The organism is Brucella sp. IR068 (assembly GCF_049065885.1).
Lineage (GTDB): Bacteria > Pseudomonadota > Alphaproteobacteria > Rhizobiales > Rhizobiaceae > Brucella > Brucella intermedia.
Genome location: NZ_JBAKHE010000007.1, coordinates 203,600 through 219,812 on the forward strand (window position 1 = coordinate 203,600; position 16,213 = coordinate 219,812).

A 16,213-nucleotide genomic window follows, 5' to 3' on the forward strand; every position below is an offset into this window, starting at 1 on the left:
TTTCCCCTCTTTTTAACTAGAGCATGTTTCCCGAAAGTGGGAACCGGTTTCGGGTTAAAGACATGCGATAAAACAAGCAGATAGAGCATTTCTAATGAAATGCTCTATTTCACCCGGTTGGCGTGGCGCACGATGCCGCCGACGCCATTCACGGCGCCCGGCGCGAGTTCGCAGGCGAGCATCCGGCGCGGATCGACCGGTGCCGGCATGATCATGGAGCCCGGCGCGACCATCTTGAAGCCGAACGGACCGTAGTAAGGCTCATCGCCGACGAGAATGACGAGCTTGTGGCCTGCCTTTTCGGCGGCTTCCAGCGACATGCGCATCAGCCTGCCGCCGATGCCCCGCTTCTTCCATTCAGGCCTGACGGCAAGCGGTCCGAGCAGGAGCGCGGGCGTCTTGCCGACGACAACCGGCGTCTGCCGCACCGAGCCGACCACGATGCCGCCCATCAGCGCCACGAAGGAAAGATCGAGCGCGTGCGGACCACCCTCGCGGATGAAATGCGCGGCACGTGTGAAACGTCCCGGTCCGAAAGCTTCGGCATTGATGGCTTCGATTTCAATGTCGTGCGCCGGGCATTCCTGCGCATAGGTCAGTTCAAGCTGCTGCATGGGCTTAAGATCGCAATAGGAGAAGTCGGGGACCGTCAGGTCAATGGAATGCACTCCGCGCTTGGGCGCGGTCCAAGTTTCATCGTCGGATGAAAAGCATTTCCATTACATCGTTCTCCTGTGCGGCCGGAATTGGGATGACCGCAATTTGGAAGTTGCATTACACCAAAATGGACAGAGGTAAAACCATTTTTTTCAAAATGGCGGCTTCGACTGTTCTTTTTGGAACCGTTACGCACTGTTCACGGCTTGTAATGCTGCAAAATGGCGGCTGTCGCCCTATTCTCTTGCCAAAAGGAGAAATCGCATGGGACTTCTGGTCGATGGCAAGTGGCATGATGTCTGGTATGACACCGAGAGCACGAAAGGCCGCTTTGAACGTTCAAAATCGCAATTCCGCAACTGGGTGATCGCTGACGGCAGCGCCGGCCCGACCGGCGAAGGCGGCTTCAAGGCCGAACCGGGCCGTTATCACCTCTATGTTTCCTATGCCTGCCCATGGGCGCATCGCACACTGATTTTCCGCGCGCTGAAACGGCTGGAAGACGTGATTTCGGTTTCCGTGGTGGATTTTCTGATGGCCGAAGAAGGCTGGACCTTCCACGGCGCCACCGGCAGCACCGGCGACGCGCTCTATGGCGCGAAGCGTCTTTACGAGATCTACACCCGCGCCGATCCGAACTATTCCGGCCGCGTCACCGTGCCGGTCCTGTGGGACAAAGAGCGCCAGACGATCGTCTCCAACGAATCGTCGGAAATCATCCGCATGCTGAACACCGCCTTCAACGAATTCGGCGATGCCTCGCTCGACTTCTACCCGGAAGCGCTGCGCGGCGAGATCGATGCGCTCAACGATTTCATCTACCCCAACATCAACAACGGGGTTTATCGCGCCGGTTTCGCCACCACGCAGGAAGCCTATGAGGAAGCGTTCGGGCAGCTCTTCGCCGCACTGGATGCGCTTGAGGAACGACTTTCCCGCCAGCGCTATCTGACCGGCGACCGCCTGACGGAAGCCGACTGGCGGCTGTTCACGACGCTGTTGCGTTTCGATCCGGTCTATGTTGGCCATTTCAAGTGCAATCTGCGTCGCCTTGCCGATTATCCAAACCTCTGGAACTACACGCGCGAGCTTTATCAGGTGCCGGGCGTCGCCCCGACCGTGAACATGGAACACATCAAGGGCCATTATTATCGCAGCCACAAGACGATCAATCCGACCGGCGTTGTGCCGCTTGGACCGGAAATCGACTTCGCTGCCCCGCATGACCGGGATCGCTTCCCCTCAGCACTTCCAGCAAGAGCGTGAAGCGGCTTTAAAGCCCGACCGGACCAACTGCGCTTTTCCTGCAACAGTGCCGGGGAGAACATCAGCAATCTCTTAAATCTCTCGCGCCCCATTGATTTCGATCAATGGGGCGTTTCGTTGCGCGGTCCAGATTGCACGCATCACTACTACCTCCCCCAGGACTTCAAAGACTGACCACGACTTAAGGAGAGAGAGATGAACCGCTTCGCAAGAGGATTGCTGGCCGCTATCGCCCTTACCCTGGCCGCACCGGCGGCGTTTGCCGCAGATGCCATCGTAGCCCAGCCCGCGTCCGAAATTCAGGCCGTGCCGGAAGCCCTGTCGCCATGGCAGATTCGTGTGCGCGCACTCGGCGTCGTTCCGCAGAATTCCGGCTATGTGAATGGCGTTTCAGGTTCGGATCTCGACTATTCCAAGTCGATCACGCCCGAACTCGACATCACCTACTACTTCACCGACAATTTCGCCGCCGAACTCATTCTCGGCACGACCTATGCCAATATCAACGGCGCCGGTTCGATCGACGGGCTGGGCAAGATCGGCAAGGCCTGGATTCTGCCGCCCACGCTAACGCTGCAATATCACTTCACCAATTTCGGCGCCTTCAAGCCTTATGTCGGTGCAGGCGTGAACTATACCGTGTTCTACAATCAGGATGCGACCGGCGTCGAATATCTGAAGGTCAAGAACGCATTCGGCGGCGCGTTGCAGATCGGCTTCGACTACATGCTCAACGAGCATTGGGGCGTGAACTTCGACGTCAAGAAGCTGTTCCTGGAGCCGAAATTCGACGCTACCCTGATCGGCGGCACGGAAGTGACCGGCAAGGCCAAGCTCAATCCATGGCTGATCGGCACGGGTATCACCTACCGCTTCTAAAACTCCACACGCCACGGTGAGGGTGCGGCGGATGCACCTTCACCAGATCGGCAGCGGCTCCAGGTCGTGAAGTGCTTCCTGCAGGCGCCGTTTCGTCGAGGGCGTGGTTCCCTCCGGCAGATTGTCGAGCGGAAAAAACCCGCATTCGGCAATTTCGCGGTCAGGCAAACGCGGCGCTGTCTGCTCGAATTGCCTGCACACATAGAGTGCCACATGATCGCGCGGCGATGCATGGGCGTTCTTGTAAAGCGCGAAAAGCCGGGGGGAGCCTTTCAGCACGATATTGCATTCCTCGCGCAGTTCCTTTTCCAGCGTCTCGATAAAAGTCTCGCCGCGCTCGACGCCTCCGCCCGGCAACTGCCATCCGGGCACATAGGTATGTTTTACCAGGAAAACCGAATTCTTTTTTTCATCAAAAACAATGGCCCTTACTCCTAATGTCATTGGGCGTCTTAATAAAAAATATGTATGAAATATAAAATGTCGAAAGCGCATGCCGTCTCTCCGCGAAGCAATCTACTTCGTATTAATGCATCAATGTCATCAACAAAAAGTCGCTAAACAGGTTTTGATTTTAAACATTATCCAGTAAACGGGGCCTTATGTTCCGTCTCGCCCACATATCCGATATTCACCTTTCACCGCTGCCGCGCGTGCGATACCGCGAATTGGCATCGAAGCGCATTACCGGTTACATAAACTGGCTGCGCAATCGCAAAAATGCGATGCACGGAACCGTACTCGACAGTCTCATTGCCGACATGCAGGCGCAATCCCCGGATCATATTGCGGTGACGGGCGATCTCGTCAATCTGGCGCTCAATCTCGAAATCGATATTGCCCATGACTGGCTCACCAGGCTGGGCAACCCGAACGATGTCTCGGTCGTCCCCGGCAATCATGACGCCTATGTTCCCGGCGCGCTCGACAAGTCATGCCGGAAATGGGAACCGTGGATGCGCGGCGACGGCATCGACAACAGCGGCAACCGCCCGCAATTTCCCTATCTGCGCGTGCGCGGCCCGGTGGCGCTGATCGGTGTTTCCTCGGCGCGTGCGACGGCCCCTTTCATGGCAAGCGGCGATTTCCGGTCTGCGCAAGGCAAGCGTCTGGCGGCGATGCTGGACGAAGCCGGAGCACGCGGGCTCTTTCGCATCGTGATGATCCATCACCCGCCGATCCATGGCGCGACGCCCGCGCACAAACGTCTTTACGGCATCCGCCGTTTCCAGAAGATCATACGCAAGCATGGTGCGGAACTGGTTCTCCACGGCCACACGCATCTTGTCACGCATTACGAGATAGACGGACCGAACGGCAAGGTCCCCGTCGTCAGCGTGCCGTCTGCAAGCCAGAACTTCGGCGGTCACAAACCCGCCGCCCGCTACAACATATTCAGCATCGACAGGCGGCCTGAGGGCGGCTGGTCCTGCCTCATGGAAGAACACGGCGTTTCCGATGCCAGCGAGAAAATAACGAAGCTCAACGAGCGCGTTCTTTATTGATTTCAAAACAAAACGGCGCCTTGGCGCCGTTTGGAGCACATCCCGAAAAGTCTGAAACGCCTACGCAGGGAAATCAGTCCGCTGGACTGATTTCTGATTCTGCTTCGATCGGAAAAGATGCGCGTCGAAACAAAGAGATAGAGCGCCCATCTGATTGAATCAGACCGGCGCTCTAATCTATGTGTTTTCGCTTAACGGCCAATCACCCGGTTGGCCGCCGAGACGATTGCTTCCAGTGAAGCACTGACGATATTGTCGTTGATACCGGCGCCGAACAGCTTGCCGCCCGGATGAGCCATTTCAACGTAGGAGATGGCCGAAGCGTCCGAACCCTGCTGTAGCGAATGTTCGGAATAGTCGACGACCGACATCTTTACGCCGAGATATTTGGACAGCGCATCGACAAAACCGTCGATGGGGCCGGTTCCCTTGCCCTCGATATTCCTGGTCACGCCGTTATCGGTGATTTCGGCGGTGAGAATGCGACGGCCCTTCTGCTCGGGATCGGGCATGGTGTGATGATCCACGAACTTGATGCGTGCGCCGGGCTGCGTGACGTAGAGCTTCTGGAACTCGTCGTGAATGCGCTTCGACGGCAGTTCCTTGCCTTCTTCATCGGTAATGTTCTGGATGATCTCGCGGAATTCGACCTGCAGGTTGCGCGGCAGGTTCAGGCCGTAATCCGCTTGCAGGATATAGGCGATGCCGCCCTTGCCCGACTGCGAATTGATGCGGATGATCGCTTCGTAGGAGCGGCCCACATCCTGCGGATCGATCGGCAGATAAGGCACTTCCCAGATAGGCGAATTGGCCGAACGGCGCGCCTTCATGCCCTTGTTGATCGCATCCTGATGCGAGCCTGAGAAAGCCGTATAGACCAGTTCGCCGACATAAGGGTGGCGCTCGGCGATCTTCAACTGGTTCGAATATTCATAGACTTCCTTCATCCGGTTGATGTCGGTGCAGTCCAGTTCCGGGTCCACGCCCTGCGTGTACATGTTCAGCGCCAGCGTCACCACATCCACATTGCCGGTGCGTTCGCCATTGCCGAACAGCGTGCCTTCAACGCGGTCGGCACCCGCCATCAGGCCGAGTTCCGTGGCGGCGATGCCCGTGCCGCGATCATTATGCGGGTGCAGCGAGACGATCAGGTTCTCGCGATTGTCGAGATTGCGACACATCCATTCGATCTGGTCGGCATAGACGTTCGGCGTGTTCATCTCCACGGTCGAGGGCAGATTGACGATCAGCTTGTTGTCCACCGTCGGCTTCACGATCTCGATGACGGCATTGCAGATTTCCAGCGCCACATCCAGCTCGGTGCCGGTGAAGCTTTCCGGTGAATACTGGAAGCGATAACCGCCATCTGTAGAATTGGCTGCCTTGGCAGCCATGTCCATGATCATCTTGGCGGCGTCGGTCGCGATCTGCTTGATACCGCCTACATCCTTGGCGAAGACCACGCGGCGCTGCAATTCACTGGTGGAATTGTAGAAATGGATGATCGGCGACTTCGCGCCTTCCAGCGCCTCGAAAGTCCGCGTGATCAGTTCGGGACGGCACTGCACCAGCACCTGCAAGTCCACTTCGTCCGGCACATTGCCATGCTCGATGGCCCAGCGGCAGAAGTCGAAATCAGTCTGCGAAGCGGACGGAAAGCCGATTTCGATTTCCGGAAAACCCATATCGACCAGCAGGCGGAACATGCGCTCCTTGCGGTCGTGGCCCATCGGGTCGATCAAGGCCTGATTGCCGTCGCGCAGGTCGACCGAACACCAGATCGGCGCCTTTTCGATGCGCCTGGATGGCCAGGTGCGGTCATCGAGCTGCGGAACCGGGAAAGGTGAATATTTGCTGCCTGCAATCGGCATGCCTTTGCGCTCGGAGACGGACTTCGATTGCGGCGTGGTGACGGATTGATTCATGTTCGTTTCCTCCCGGCTGTCGACGGATTCAAGCCGTCAAGCACGGATAATACTGATCAATTATAAGGGTTTTCTGGAAAGGAGCACAGGCCTGCGACCGGGGATCGACCGCCGGACGCTCCTTTCAGCGAGCCCGGCGATCGCCGCTAAGGCCGAGGGTAAGAAGCGAGTTTAGAACGCAAACATCAACGCGCGCGCCGAAGGCGGCTGCGGAATGTTCCATGGATGTTGCGTTTTTGATCGTCATGGGGAAAGCTTTTACACGCGCACTATCCGCCATGCAAGACAGTATTTCAGTCAGGCAAATGGCACAGCGCTGGTTCCCGGCGGCAGCTTTGCCTCGTCCTCCGGCTCCACATGGATCACCACGCGCGCGCTGTCGATCTCCTTCTTCAGGGCATCTTCGATACGGTCGCAAATCACATGGGCATCGCCGACGCTCATATCGGCGGCAACGACCAGGTGAAACTCGATGAAGGTGACCCGGCCGGCAATGCGCGTCTTGAGGTCGTGAACTTCGATGGCGCCCCCCGCATTGGCGGAAATCACGTCGCGGATGCGCATTTCCTCGGTCGGTTCGACGGCGATATCCATCAGCCCCTGCACCGAGGAATTGATGACATGCCAGCCCTGCCAGAGAATGTTGATGGCGACCAGTATGGCAAGCAGCGGATCGAGTATGGCCCAGCCCGTCACCACCGCGCCGACAAGGCCGACCAGAACGCCAGCCGAGGTGAAAACATCGGTCATGATGTGCTTGCCGTCGGCTTCCAGCGCGGGCGAGCGGAACTTGCGGCCGGTGCGAATCAGCAAGGTCGCCCACAGGCCGTTTATGACGGCCGCAGCGGTGTTGATAGCAAGGCCAAGCCAGGGTTCATCGAGCTTGCGCGGGGTTTCCAGCGCAAACCACGCCTCGCGGAAGATCAGGAGTGCGGCGACGGTAATCAGGACGCCTTCCACGACAGCCGAAATATATTCGGCCTTGTGATGCCCGAAAGGGTGATTGCCATCCGCGGGCTTGTAGCTCATGCGGATTGCCCACCATGCGCCGATGGCCGCAATCACATTGACGATGGATTCCAGTGCATCCGAATAAAGCGCCACGGAACCGGTCAGCGCATAGGCCAGATATTTCAGGCCCATCACACCGAAAGCAATGGGAATAGACCAAGCGGCAAGCCGCCGAACCTTTGCACTCGCGTCCATGATGAACCTTTGATTATCTTGATCCAGAGCATTTCCAGCAAAAGTGCGAAGCGGCTTTGCGTAGGATAATGCGACTATAAAACTCTTGGAGCGCGGTTCGATCCGGTTGAAACAGACCGGCGCTCCAACTGCTTGTCATGAACCGCACATCTTATCCGAAACCGTTTCACACTTTTCGGATGCGCGCCAGCGCCGGGACACATCCACAACGCCTCTGGCATATGCGGCAGCAATTCACCGCCGCTCTATACCCCAGAAAAGCAAATCTTCGTACCCTGTTTTTTCAGTTCCGGCATTTAATTTTCTCCTGCAAATGCAAGGCATTACAGTTGCAAATGAGTTGCCAGAGCAGGCAATGAGCAAGCGCCGGCAGGTCATAAAAAACCAGCCGCGGTGCGGGCCGCGGCTGGCTTGAAATCACGACGCGAAGCGTTCGGTCAGTAGTTGGTGCGGCGAGCCTTGTTCTTGCCCGCCAGATGCGTCACCACATTCTCGATCATGCGCATTCCGGCATTGTGGCCAAGCGTCATGATCGATTCCGGATGGAACTGAACGGCGGCAACCGGCTCGTGCTTGTGCTCGAAAGCCATGATGACACCATCTTCCGTTTCCGCCGTCACCAGAAAATCATCCGGCAGACGCTCCGGATCGGCGAAGATCGAATGGTAGCGCCCGACCGTCACCTCCTTCGGCAGGCCAGAGAATATCCGCTCCGGCTTCGACACGCGGATGCGCGACGGCTTGCCGTGCATCGGAATGCGCAACTGGCGCAGCGTGCCGCCATAGGCTTCGGCGAGCGCCTGCAAACCAAGGCAGACACCAAAGATCGGCAGTTCGCGCTTGCGCGCCTTGGTGATGGTGGCCTTGCAATCGAAGTCCTGCGGCGTGCCCGGTCCGGGCGACAGGACCACGAGGTCCGGCTTGATCCTGTCGAACACCTCTTCCGCCACTGGCGAGCGCACGGTGGAAACCGTCGCCCCCGTCTGGCGGAAATAGTTGGCGAGCGTGTGCACGAAGGAATCCTCGTGATCCACGAGCAGGATGGAGATGCCCTCTCCCACCTTCGCCGCTACGCGCTCCTCGGCGACATGATTGCTCTTCTGCGCCTCGCGCACCGCAGCGATCATGGCCGAAGCCTTCAATTCGGTTTCGGCCTCTTCCTCTTCCGGATTGGAATCGAACAGAAGCGTTGCACCCGCGCGGATTTCCGCCACGCCATCCTTCACACGGATGGTGCGCAGCGTCAGGCCGGTATTCATGTCGCCGTTGAAGTGCATCATGCCGATCGCGCCGCCATACCATGCGCGCGGGCTGCGTTCGTTTTCCTCCAGAAAGCGCATCGCCCACAGCTTCGGCGCGCCGGTTACGGTCACGGCCCATGCATGGCTGAGGAAGCCGTCAAAGGCATCCATGCCGTCGCGAAGCCGTCCTTCGATGTGATCGACCGTGTGGATCAGGCGTGAATACATCTCGATCTGGCGGCGGCCGATGACGCGCACCGATCCTGGCTCGCAGACGCGACTCTTGTCGTTGCGATCCACATCCGAGCACATGGTCAGCTCGGACTCGTCTTTCTTGGAGTTCAGCAGTTTCAGTATCTGTTCCGAATCCGAAATCGCGTCTTCGCCGCGCTTGATCGTGCCTGAAATCGGGCAGGTTTCGATACGCCTGCCGTTCACCCGCACGAACATTTCCGGCGACGCGCCGACCAGATATTCATTCTCGCCCAGATTGATGAAGAAGGAATAGGGCGACGGGTTGATCGTCTTCAACCGGCGGAAAATCTCCGATGGCGCGGTGTGGCAGCGCTCGTAGAAGGTCTGCCCCGGGACCACTTCAAACAGGTCGCCGCGCTTGAAGCTCTCCTTGGCGCGCTCGACCAGCTTCGCATATTCGCCCGGATTGTGGTCGCCCCGCGCAAGCTTGGCGTCCGATGGCTTGAAGGCGCGTGCAGGCGTCGCACGTGCGAGACCGTGCGTGGAAGAACCGCCGCAGGTGAATTCGTAACGATCCACCCAGGCGCGTGCCGCATAATGATCGGCCACGAAGATTTCGTCCGGGATGAACAGCACCAGATCGCGCTGATCGTCGGGGCGCTTCAGCTTGTACTGGATCGGATCGAACTGGAACGCCAGATCGTAACCGAAGGCGCCGTAAAGACCGAGATTGGCGTCTTCCTCGGAGAAGAACAGGCCGACAATGGCGCGCAGGACCGTGAAGACCGAAGGCATGCGCGAGCGCTCTTCCTCGGTAAAGGTGCCGCTCGGCTCGGCAATCGTCAGCTCGATGCGGTTTTCTTCCGCCTTGTCGACCGTCACTTCGGCCAGCGCCTTTACCGTGTCCAGAATGGGACGAAGCAGAATGACGCCGCGAGCATTCAGCGCTTCGATGCGCATGGTGCGGGCGCGCGAGGTGATGACCACCGGAGGATCGACGATGGCCGTATCCCATCGCGTATAGCGGCCCGGATATTCGTAGTTGGACGAGAACACCGCACCGCGCCGTTCGTTCAGCGCATCGATATAGGTCTCGATCGCGCCCTTATAGGCTGTGAGGTGGCGCACGCGCTCGACGACGATGCCGCCCGCCGTCTCGTGCTGGAATATCTCGCTATCCGCAATCTTCGCATTCATGATCGGCTATCCCAAAACGAGAGCATTTCCGGTTTAAAATGCTCTATCTATTTGTTTTTGACGCATGTCTCGATCCCAAGAAACGGCTCCCGCTTCCGGGGACATGCTCCAACTGTTCCCAAACATTCCCGGAAACCGGTTTCTCCCGCCGGTCTTATACAAACAGCCAAACAAAAAGGCCGCCCGGATAATCCCAGCGGCCTGTTTCCTGAACGCAAATGCACAAATGCCTGCGTGGCCGCTTTTAGCGGGCCCACCACCAACCGTTGATGACGATATTGCGCGAAATGTTCATGGAGCTACTGTTAGCGTTCAATCCGTTTCCTTGCAACCGGAAAATTCGGGCGCGCCATCGGGCCGCAAAGCGCCGTCCAGCTCGCCGCCGACACAGCCTTCGCCACGTTCAGCAACCACCACAAAGAAATCCGGACAGTTTGGGGCTGTCCGGACTTCCTCAGAACCGGGGATGAACGGGACGGAAGGAAAGCGACGATTCCCCCAGTCCGGCCCCCCTTACCCCATGCCAAAATTTCCAGGTGCAATATGACTTTCAGTATGCACATTTATCCTTATCACAAGCCGCGATTATTATGCAACCTGTGATTGTTATTTGCACGTATGCTTACATTTGAGGCCAATTCATCGAAACAGTTCGAAAATTTGTAGGACCACCCAACAAGTTTCGTCTTGCGTCGGGGATCGATTTCGGATTCATTTCCGTGGCAACTCAAACACATATGCAAAAATCAAGAATAGAGCCGTCACACATAAACGGCCATTGGGGACAACTGATGAAGAATCTCGATGCGATGGACAGGAGTATTTTGCGCGCCCTTCAGGAGAATGGACGCCTGACCAATACCGAACTGGCTGATCGCATAAATCTCTCGCAGACGGCCACCGCCGAACGCGTCAAGCGACTGACCCGCGAAGGGTATATTCTAGGCTATTCGGCGCGGCTTTCGCCCAAGATGCTCGACCGGGCCATGCTGGTCTTCATCGAGATCAAGCTCGACCGCACCACGCCGGAAGTCTTTGAAACCTTCTCGACCTTCACCCGCAACAATCCGGACATCCTGGAATGCCACATGGTTGCGGGTGGCTTCGACTATCTCGTCAAGGCCCGCGTATCCGACATGGATCACTACCGGCGCTTCCTTTCGGAAGCGCTTCTTTCCCTCCCCGGCGTGCGGGAATCGCACACCTATGCCGTGATGGAGGAAGTGAAGGAAACCGCCTATATCGCCGTCTGAGTAGGCGACAAGCCCTTCCTGAACACGTCGTTGCTGTCAGCAGTATGGAAGCAACGAATGCCCTGTTCCGCACTTCGAACTTGCGCACAATTATTTACGGGTATATACCCGCAACATGTCACATCCGTGTTTCTGCATTCTTCTGCGCCAGGCAGCCCGCAAGACGTCGAGCGTTTACGACAACGCGCTGGCTCCGCTTGGCATCAATGTCGCCCAGTTCAGCACCCTGCGGAAAATCCGGCGCGCGGGCTCCATCTCGGTGACGGAACTCGCCCATCTGTCGGAGCTGGACCGTTCGACCATGGGCCGCAATGTGAAGGTTCTGCAGCGAATGGGCCTGATCGAGCCCGCCGCCAGCGACGACCATCGCGAGACCAGCGTCACGCTCACGGCTGATGGCCGCGATCTGGTTGAGCGCGGCGGCCCGCTCTGGGATCAGGCGCAGGAGGAAATCGAAACCCGGCTGGGAGAGGACGGCGTGGAGCAATTGCAGCATCTGCTCCGCGCGCTCGGCTAAGCCAAACGCCTTTTGACTGAAAACCAAACGCCTTTTGACTGAAAACAATGACCTGAAGCCATGCGCCCGCTACAGCATCGGCCCGAAATCGGTGACGATTTTCGCAAAGCACGATGCGTCGAAACCAAAGATCAGGGCGAATGGCTTCGCCATCAAACGCAAGGCTGGTCGAGAGCCAGCTTGAACCCGAAAGCGCCAAAGATGATTTCTGCCCGCCTTGCCAGCTTTCTCGCCCAGAGGAACATCCATTACGGATGGATCGTCGCCGCCATTACCTTCCTGACCATGCTGGCGACGGCCGCCGCCATGGGATCGGCGGGCATATTGATCGAACCGCTCCAGCGTGAATTCGGCTGGACCAACGCGAATATCTCCTTCGCAATGGCGCTTCGCCTCGTTCTTTTCGGCCTCATGGGGCCATTCGCCGCTGCCTTCATGAACCAATTCGGCCTGCGCCGCGTGGTTGCCGCCGCTCTCATCATGATTTCGCTGGGGCTTGTCGGCTCGATTTTCATGACCGAGGAATGGCAGATGGTAGGGCTCTGGGGCATCGTGATCGGCCTCGGCACCGGCATGACCGCGCTTGTGCTTGGCGCAACCGTCGCGGCCCGCTGGTTCGAAAAGCGGCGCGGCCTCGTCGTCGGCCTCATGACCGCCAGCAACGCCACCGGCCAGCTGGTCTTCATGCCGATCCTTGCCAGCGTCAGCCAGACGATCGGCTGGCGCACATCGCTCACCATCGTCATCTGTTTCCTTGTTGCAGCCCTTGTGCTGGTTCTCGCCCTTATGCGGGACCACCCGGCGGATATCGGCCTGAAACCGTTCGGCCGAACCGCGCCGCTGCCCGCGCCCGAACCCCGCAAGAGCTTCGGCGCCATGCTGGCCTCGCCGCTCGTCACCTTGCGCGAAGCATCGTCGACCCCGACCTTCTGGGTCCTGTTCCTGACCTTCTTCGTCTGCGGCTTTTCCACCAACGGCCTGATTCAGACGCACTGGATCACGCTTTGCGGCGATTTCGGCATCGCTCCGGTGGGGGCTGCGGGCATCCTTGCCGTGATCGGCGCCTTCGACCTCATCGGCACGATCATGTCCGGCTGGCTCTCCGACCGGTTCGACAATCGCTGGCTTCTGTTCTGGTTCTATGCGCTGCGCGGCCTGTCGCTGATCTACCTGACCTTTACCGACTTCACCGTCTACGAACTGGCATTGTTCGCCGTTTTCTACGGGCTGGACTGGGTGGCGACCGTGCCGCCGACGGTCAAGCTTGCCGCCGAACGTTTCGGCCCGGAAAAGGCCGGACTGGTCTTTGGCTGGGTGTTCACCGGCCACCAGATCGGTGCAGCGGCCGCAGCCGCCTTCGCGGGGCTCGTGCGCACCGACTATGACAGCTACACCCCGGCCCTGATCCTTGCAGGCGCAATGTGCTTTGCCGCCGCTGCCATGGTCTTCATCATCAACCGCCCTGCCGCAAGGCCCGCCTTGCAGGCATCATGAGGCGGCAGGTTTCTTGCCCTTCCTGTTCAGGGCCAGCACGCCGAGGCTGATCAGGAAGGCGGCGAGCGTGTCGGTCCAGCCCGGCACTTCGCCAAGCAGGACAAGCGCCAGAACCAGAGTAATGACGGGGATCAGCGCCGATAGCGCTGCCCCCGCAGCCGTTCCCAGCAGGACAACGGCACGGTTGAAGGCGAATACGCCGAAGGCCGAGGTCAGAACGCCCTGATAAAACCCCTGCAGGGCAATATCGCCCCAGGGTGTCGCGCCCATCCCCTTGGGCAGGAAGATCATGTAGATCGGCAGATAGACGATTGCCGAGGTGACGGCGGCGATGGCGGTCGCATGCAGCCCGTCCATCCCCTTCTTGCGAAACACCATGACATAGATCGCCCAAACCAGTGCCGCGACGAAAAAGAACAGGTGCCCGAGCATTTCCGGCCCGCCCAGTTGCGACAGACCGGCGATCAGCATGGCCCCGATCACGATCAGCACGACCCCGGACCACCGCGACGGTGCAAGATGTTCCTTCAGAAGCGCCATTCCCAGAATGGCAACCATCGCAGTCATCAGCCCCGGAATAAGCGCCGCCGCATGGGACGCCGGGGCATATTGCAGGCCGCAGGTGGTCAGCAGCGCATAGGGAACGCCTGCACCGGAAGCCAGAAGCACGAAGCCGAGCGGGCCAAGCTGGCGAAGGCCGAACCCTTTCATCAGAACGACCGGCAGCAGCACCAGCCCTGCCACGCCGAAGCGCAGGGCAATGATGTCGAATGGCGTCAAGGCGGTCTTGAACCCGAACCGGGTCAGGACGAAGGAACCGGACCACACCAGCACCCCGGACAGCCCCCAGGCCAGACCGCGTATGGTATTGGAAGTCGAACTCGTCGGATGGGTGTCGGTGATGGCCGTCATTTTCGCTCGCAGCAGGAAAAAGGAATAGCGCCGGACTATTGCATTCCTGGCCGCGACGAGCGCCACGGATAAGCGAGATATGAGATATTAGAATTTCTTATGCCGCCCGGGTTCTGGCTTGCAGGGCCACATCGCAGAACCGATCGATCAGATGCCTGACCGGGCTGTCGGCCCGAAAGACGATATAGACAGTGCGGAAGGTCGGCGGATTGAGGCGGCGCGCGCGCAATCCGTGCAGATCGGCGTCCGGCAGGCTGATTTCCGACAGAAGCGTGGTGCCGATGCCATGCCGCACCATTTCCAGCACCGTGGCGACGTCTCGCGTGCGCACCTGCTCGCTGCGCGTTTCGCCATCGCCATGGATAATCCGGTCGATGATCATCTCGCAGCCCGCAGCCGCGATCAGCTGGCGGTTGCGCAGCTCCTCCGCGGCAACGGTGTCGTTGCGCATGAAGGGATCGTCGCGTCTGCCCACCACGACCAGTTCTTCGCGTCCAACCTCGCGAGCCTCAAGCTCGGGCGTCGGCAGCGAGGTGATGCCGAGATCAGCAATGCCGTCCCGCACCCACAGGCTGACATCATCGTGCCCACCCTCGAAAGCGCTGAACTCGATGCCGGGATAAAGCCGCTGAAACGTCTTTCGCAGACCGGGCAGGACATATTGGAGCTGGCTCGGGATTGCCGCAACGCGCAGCCGTTCGGGCGCGCCTGAAGCACGACACCGTGCCTGCACCTCTATCCGGTCGATGGCCTGAAGCGCCGCCTTGGCGTCGGCAAGGATCGATTGTCCGAATGCCGTCAGCGCAGCGCCGTCGCGCTTTCGTGCCAGCACCTCGACCCCGAGTATCTTTTCCAGTGTCGCAATCGCCTGACTTGCGCCCGATTGCGTCAGGCGCAGGCGGCGCGCGGCGGCGCCGACGCTGCCGGTTTCCGCAACAGCTTCAAGCAGACGTAACTGGACCAGACTGATCTTCATCGTTTTGGTTCCGGCTCACTCTTCAATCAAAGCATCGCCCCAGTCGGCGCGGCGCGCCCAACGGAACAGATCACCCTCGCGCTTGGTCAGGAGACGTTCTTCGGCCCTGCCGTCATCCTTGCACAGTTTAACCGAAACCTTGCCGCCGCCAACCCGGGTCGGCGCGATCACTCGCGCCTTCACATCATTGACCGTCTCGCGCACCGCAGCAAGATAGATGAATTTCTCATCCTCCCACGGCACTTCCGCGTCCTTGGTCAGACGATGAATGCGAGAGCGCGCGACCCGGCGCGAGAAATGGCACCAGTCGGGCGCGGCCAGCGGGCAATCGAGCTGGTGCGGACAGGGCGCCGCAATGATTGCGCCTTCGGCGATGAGCGTGTGGCGTGCATCGAGGATGCGCTGCCAGCCCGCCGGTGTACCCGGCTCCACGATAACCAGCATCTGTTTTGCCGCTGCCCACAGGCGCGAGATCAGCGTCTGCCGCTTTTCAGGCGCAAGCTCGTCCAGCACATAGGCAATGGTCACGAGATCGGCCTGTGGAAAATCGAGCTTTTCCCGCACCACATCCCCCGCCCGCCAATCAAGATCGGGCAGTCCGCTATTTTGCGAAAGGCCGCTTCCCACTGCACGGATTGCAGGGCTTGCCTCGATCATGGTTGCGGATTGAAGCATGGGCCAGCGCTGCCTGGCCGCCCAAAGCGCCGTTCCCGGCCCTGCGCCCACATCCAGCATGGTTTGCGGCGCGAAATCGGGACAGACCTCAGCTGCACTATCCAGACTGGCGCGGACCGCCGCATAGGTCGCAGGCAGCCGCGCCGCCAGATAGGCTTTCGCGGCAAGATCGTCGGAAATATGCATGCGCCCGTCGCGCGTCTCGGCCCGGTAACGGCGCGAAAGCATTTCGGATGCGCGCTTCAGGTCGGCCAGAGCCACGCCCTCAAGCGCGGCATCCACCGCCTGTCGCAAGGTAGCTGGCAGTTCCATCGC

The 16,213-nt window shown here is 59.2% G+C and carries 14 protein-coding genes and 1 pseudogene; 7 read left to right on the forward strand and 8 right to left on the reverse strand.

Translation table 11 applies throughout. The features are described 5' to 3' along the window. Nucleotides 1-104: 104 nt before the first annotated feature. Nucleotides 105-614 (reverse strand): GNAT family N-acetyltransferase, encoded by a 510-nt coding sequence (locus ACOWVS_RS14055; protein ID WP_025090528.1) that lies wholly within the window; start codon nucleotides 612-614, stop codon nucleotides 105-107. A 307-nt stretch (nucleotides 615-921) separates the two neighbouring features. On the opposite strand from ACOWVS_RS14055, the gene ACOWVS_RS14060 reads away from it, so the two are divergent. Then, a complete protein-coding gene (locus ACOWVS_RS14060; RefSeq protein ID WP_021586987.1) occupies nucleotides 922-1,923 on the forward strand; it encodes a glutathione S-transferase family protein in 1,002 nt (333 codons plus the stop codon). Nucleotides 1,924-2,118: 195 nt separating this feature from the next. Next, entirely contained in the window at nucleotides 2,119-2,802 is a 684-nt protein-coding gene (locus ACOWVS_RS14065) for an OmpW/AlkL family protein (protein ID WP_021586988.1), read from the forward strand. 39 nt (nucleotides 2,803-2,841) lie between these two features. Here ACOWVS_RS14065 and ACOWVS_RS14070 read toward each other — a convergent pair whose 3' ends face one another. Then, nucleotides 2,842-3,297 carry an NUDIX domain-containing protein gene (locus ACOWVS_RS14070; RefSeq protein ID WP_006467358.1) on the reverse strand — a complete coding sequence of 152 codons (456 nt, stop codon included), beginning with the start codon at nucleotides 3,295-3,297 and terminating at the stop codon, nucleotides 2,842-2,844. 107 nt (nucleotides 3,298-3,404) lie between these two features. On the opposite strand from ACOWVS_RS14070, the gene ACOWVS_RS14075 reads away from it, so the two are divergent. Further along, nucleotides 3,405-4,307: a metallophosphoesterase family protein gene (locus tag ACOWVS_RS14075; RefSeq protein WP_021586990.1), complete on the forward strand. Its 903-nt coding sequence runs from the start codon at nucleotides 3,405-3,407 to the stop codon at nucleotides 4,305-4,307. Between the two features lie 191 nt (nucleotides 4,308-4,498). On the opposite strand, the gene leuA is transcribed toward ACOWVS_RS14075, so the two are convergent. The 3 genes from leuA to ACOWVS_RS14090 all read right to left on the reverse strand — a co-directional run bounded on the left by leuA (nucleotide 4,499) and on the right by ACOWVS_RS14090 (nucleotide 10,071). Further along, nucleotides 4,499-6,232: a 2-isopropylmalate synthase gene (gene leuA / locus ACOWVS_RS14080; protein WP_021586991.1), complete on the reverse strand. Its 1,734-nt coding sequence runs from the start codon at nucleotides 6,230-6,232 to the stop codon at nucleotides 4,499-4,501. 297 nt (nucleotides 6,233-6,529) lie between these two features. After that, a complete protein-coding gene (locus ACOWVS_RS14085; protein WP_021586993.1) occupies nucleotides 6,530-7,438 on the reverse strand; it encodes a cation diffusion facilitator family transporter in 909 nt (302 codons plus the stop codon). Between the two features lie 437 nt (nucleotides 7,439-7,875). After that, complete coding sequence (locus ACOWVS_RS14090) at nucleotides 7,876-10,071, reverse strand: anthranilate synthase component I (RefSeq protein ID WP_075042004.1); 2,196 nt, start codon at nucleotides 10,069-10,071, stop codon at nucleotides 7,876-7,878. On the opposite strand from ACOWVS_RS14090, the pseudogene ACOWVS_RS14095 reads away from it, so the two are divergent. From ACOWVS_RS14095 to ACOWVS_RS14110, 4 genes and pseudogenes are all read left to right on the forward strand, one after another. Continuing rightward, a pseudogene (locus tag ACOWVS_RS14095) lies at nucleotides 10,070-10,341 on the forward strand (hypothetical protein). The gene ACOWVS_RS14090 and the pseudogene ACOWVS_RS14095 overlap by 2 nt on opposite strands. 521 nt (nucleotides 10,342-10,862) lie before the next feature. Continuing rightward, nucleotides 10,863-11,324 carry an Lrp/AsnC ligand binding domain-containing protein gene (locus tag ACOWVS_RS14100; protein ID WP_006472719.1) on the forward strand — a complete coding sequence of 154 codons (462 nt, stop codon included), beginning with the start codon at nucleotides 10,863-10,865 and terminating at the stop codon, nucleotides 11,322-11,324. Between the two features lie 115 nt (nucleotides 11,325-11,439). Then, nucleotides 11,440-11,841: a MarR family winged helix-turn-helix transcriptional regulator gene (locus ACOWVS_RS14105; protein ID WP_006472718.1), complete on the forward strand. Its 402-nt coding sequence runs from the start codon at nucleotides 11,440-11,442 to the stop codon at nucleotides 11,839-11,841. 201 nt (nucleotides 11,842-12,042) lie between these two features. Continuing rightward, nucleotides 12,043-13,335, forward strand: a complete 1,293-nt coding sequence (locus ACOWVS_RS14110) for an MFS transporter (protein ID WP_075042013.1) — start codon at nucleotides 12,043-12,045, stop codon at nucleotides 13,333-13,335. Here the strand turns inward: ACOWVS_RS14110 and ACOWVS_RS14115 are convergent. The 3 genes from ACOWVS_RS14115 to ACOWVS_RS14125 all read right to left on the reverse strand — a co-directional run bounded on the left by ACOWVS_RS14115 (nucleotide 13,330) and on the right by ACOWVS_RS14125 (nucleotide 16,210). Continuing rightward, nucleotides 13,330-14,247 (reverse strand): DMT family transporter, encoded by a 918-nt coding sequence (locus ACOWVS_RS14115; RefSeq protein ID WP_075042014.1) that lies wholly within the window; start codon nucleotides 14,245-14,247, stop codon nucleotides 13,330-13,332. The genes ACOWVS_RS14110 and ACOWVS_RS14115 overlap by 6 nt on opposite strands. 97 nt (nucleotides 14,248-14,344) lie before the next feature. Further along, the gene (locus ACOWVS_RS14120; RefSeq protein ID WP_075042002.1) at nucleotides 14,345-15,223 is read right to left on the reverse strand and encodes a LysR family transcriptional regulator; all 879 of its coding nucleotides are present in this window, start codon (nucleotides 15,221-15,223) and stop codon (nucleotides 14,345-14,347) included. A 15-nt stretch (nucleotides 15,224-15,238) separates the two neighbouring features. Further along, entirely contained in the window at nucleotides 15,239-16,210 is a 972-nt protein-coding gene (locus ACOWVS_RS14125) for a small ribosomal subunit Rsm22 family protein (protein ID WP_075042001.1), read from the reverse strand. Nucleotides 16,211-16,213 lie beyond the last annotated feature (3 nt).

What these genes read in the sequence shown, in the direction of transcription:
- ACOWVS_RS14055 (WP_025090528.1), bottom strand. Translation starts at nt 614, where the DNA reads ATGCAGCAGCTTGAACTGACCTATGCGCAGGAATGCCCGGCGCACGAC.
- ACOWVS_RS14060 (WP_021586987.1), top strand. Translation starts at nt 922, where the DNA reads ATGGGACTTCTGGTCGATGGCAAGTGGCATGATGTCTGGTATGACACC.
- ACOWVS_RS14065 (WP_021586988.1), top strand. Translation starts at nt 2,119, where the DNA reads ATGAACCGCTTCGCAAGAGGATTGCTGGCCGCTATCGCCCTTACCCTG.
- ACOWVS_RS14070 (WP_006467358.1), bottom strand. Translation starts at nt 3,297, where the DNA reads ATGCGCTTTCGACATTTTATATTTCATACATATTTTTTATTAAGACGC.
- ACOWVS_RS14075 (WP_021586990.1), top strand. Translation starts at nt 3,405, where the DNA reads ATGTTCCGTCTCGCCCACATATCCGATATTCACCTTTCACCGCTGCCG.
- leuA (WP_021586991.1), bottom strand. Translation starts at nt 6,232, where the DNA reads ATGAATCAATCCGTCACCACGCCGCAATCGAAGTCCGTCTCCGAGCGC.
- ACOWVS_RS14085 (WP_021586993.1), bottom strand. Translation starts at nt 7,438, where the DNA reads ATGGACGCGAGTGCAAAGGTTCGGCGGCTTGCCGCTTGGTCTATTCCC.
- ACOWVS_RS14090 (WP_075042004.1), bottom strand. Translation starts at nt 10,071, where the DNA reads ATGAATGCGAAGATTGCGGATAGCGAGATATTCCAGCACGAGACGGCG.
- ACOWVS_RS14100 (WP_006472719.1), top strand. Translation starts at nt 10,863, where the DNA reads ATGAAGAATCTCGATGCGATGGACAGGAGTATTTTGCGCGCCCTTCAG.
- ACOWVS_RS14105 (WP_006472718.1), top strand. Translation starts at nt 11,440, where the DNA reads ATGTCACATCCGTGTTTCTGCATTCTTCTGCGCCAGGCAGCCCGCAAG.
- ACOWVS_RS14110 (WP_075042013.1), top strand. Translation starts at nt 12,043, where the DNA reads ATGATTTCTGCCCGCCTTGCCAGCTTTCTCGCCCAGAGGAACATCCAT.
- ACOWVS_RS14115 (WP_075042014.1), bottom strand. Translation starts at nt 14,247, where the DNA reads ATGACGGCCATCACCGACACCCATCCGACGAGTTCGACTTCCAATACC.
- ACOWVS_RS14120 (WP_075042002.1), bottom strand. Translation starts at nt 15,223, where the DNA reads ATGAAGATCAGTCTGGTCCAGTTACGTCTGCTTGAAGCTGTTGCGGAA.
- ACOWVS_RS14125 (WP_075042001.1), bottom strand. Translation starts at nt 16,210, where the DNA reads ATGGAACTGCCAGCTACCTTGCGACAGGCGGTGGATGCCGCGCTTGAG.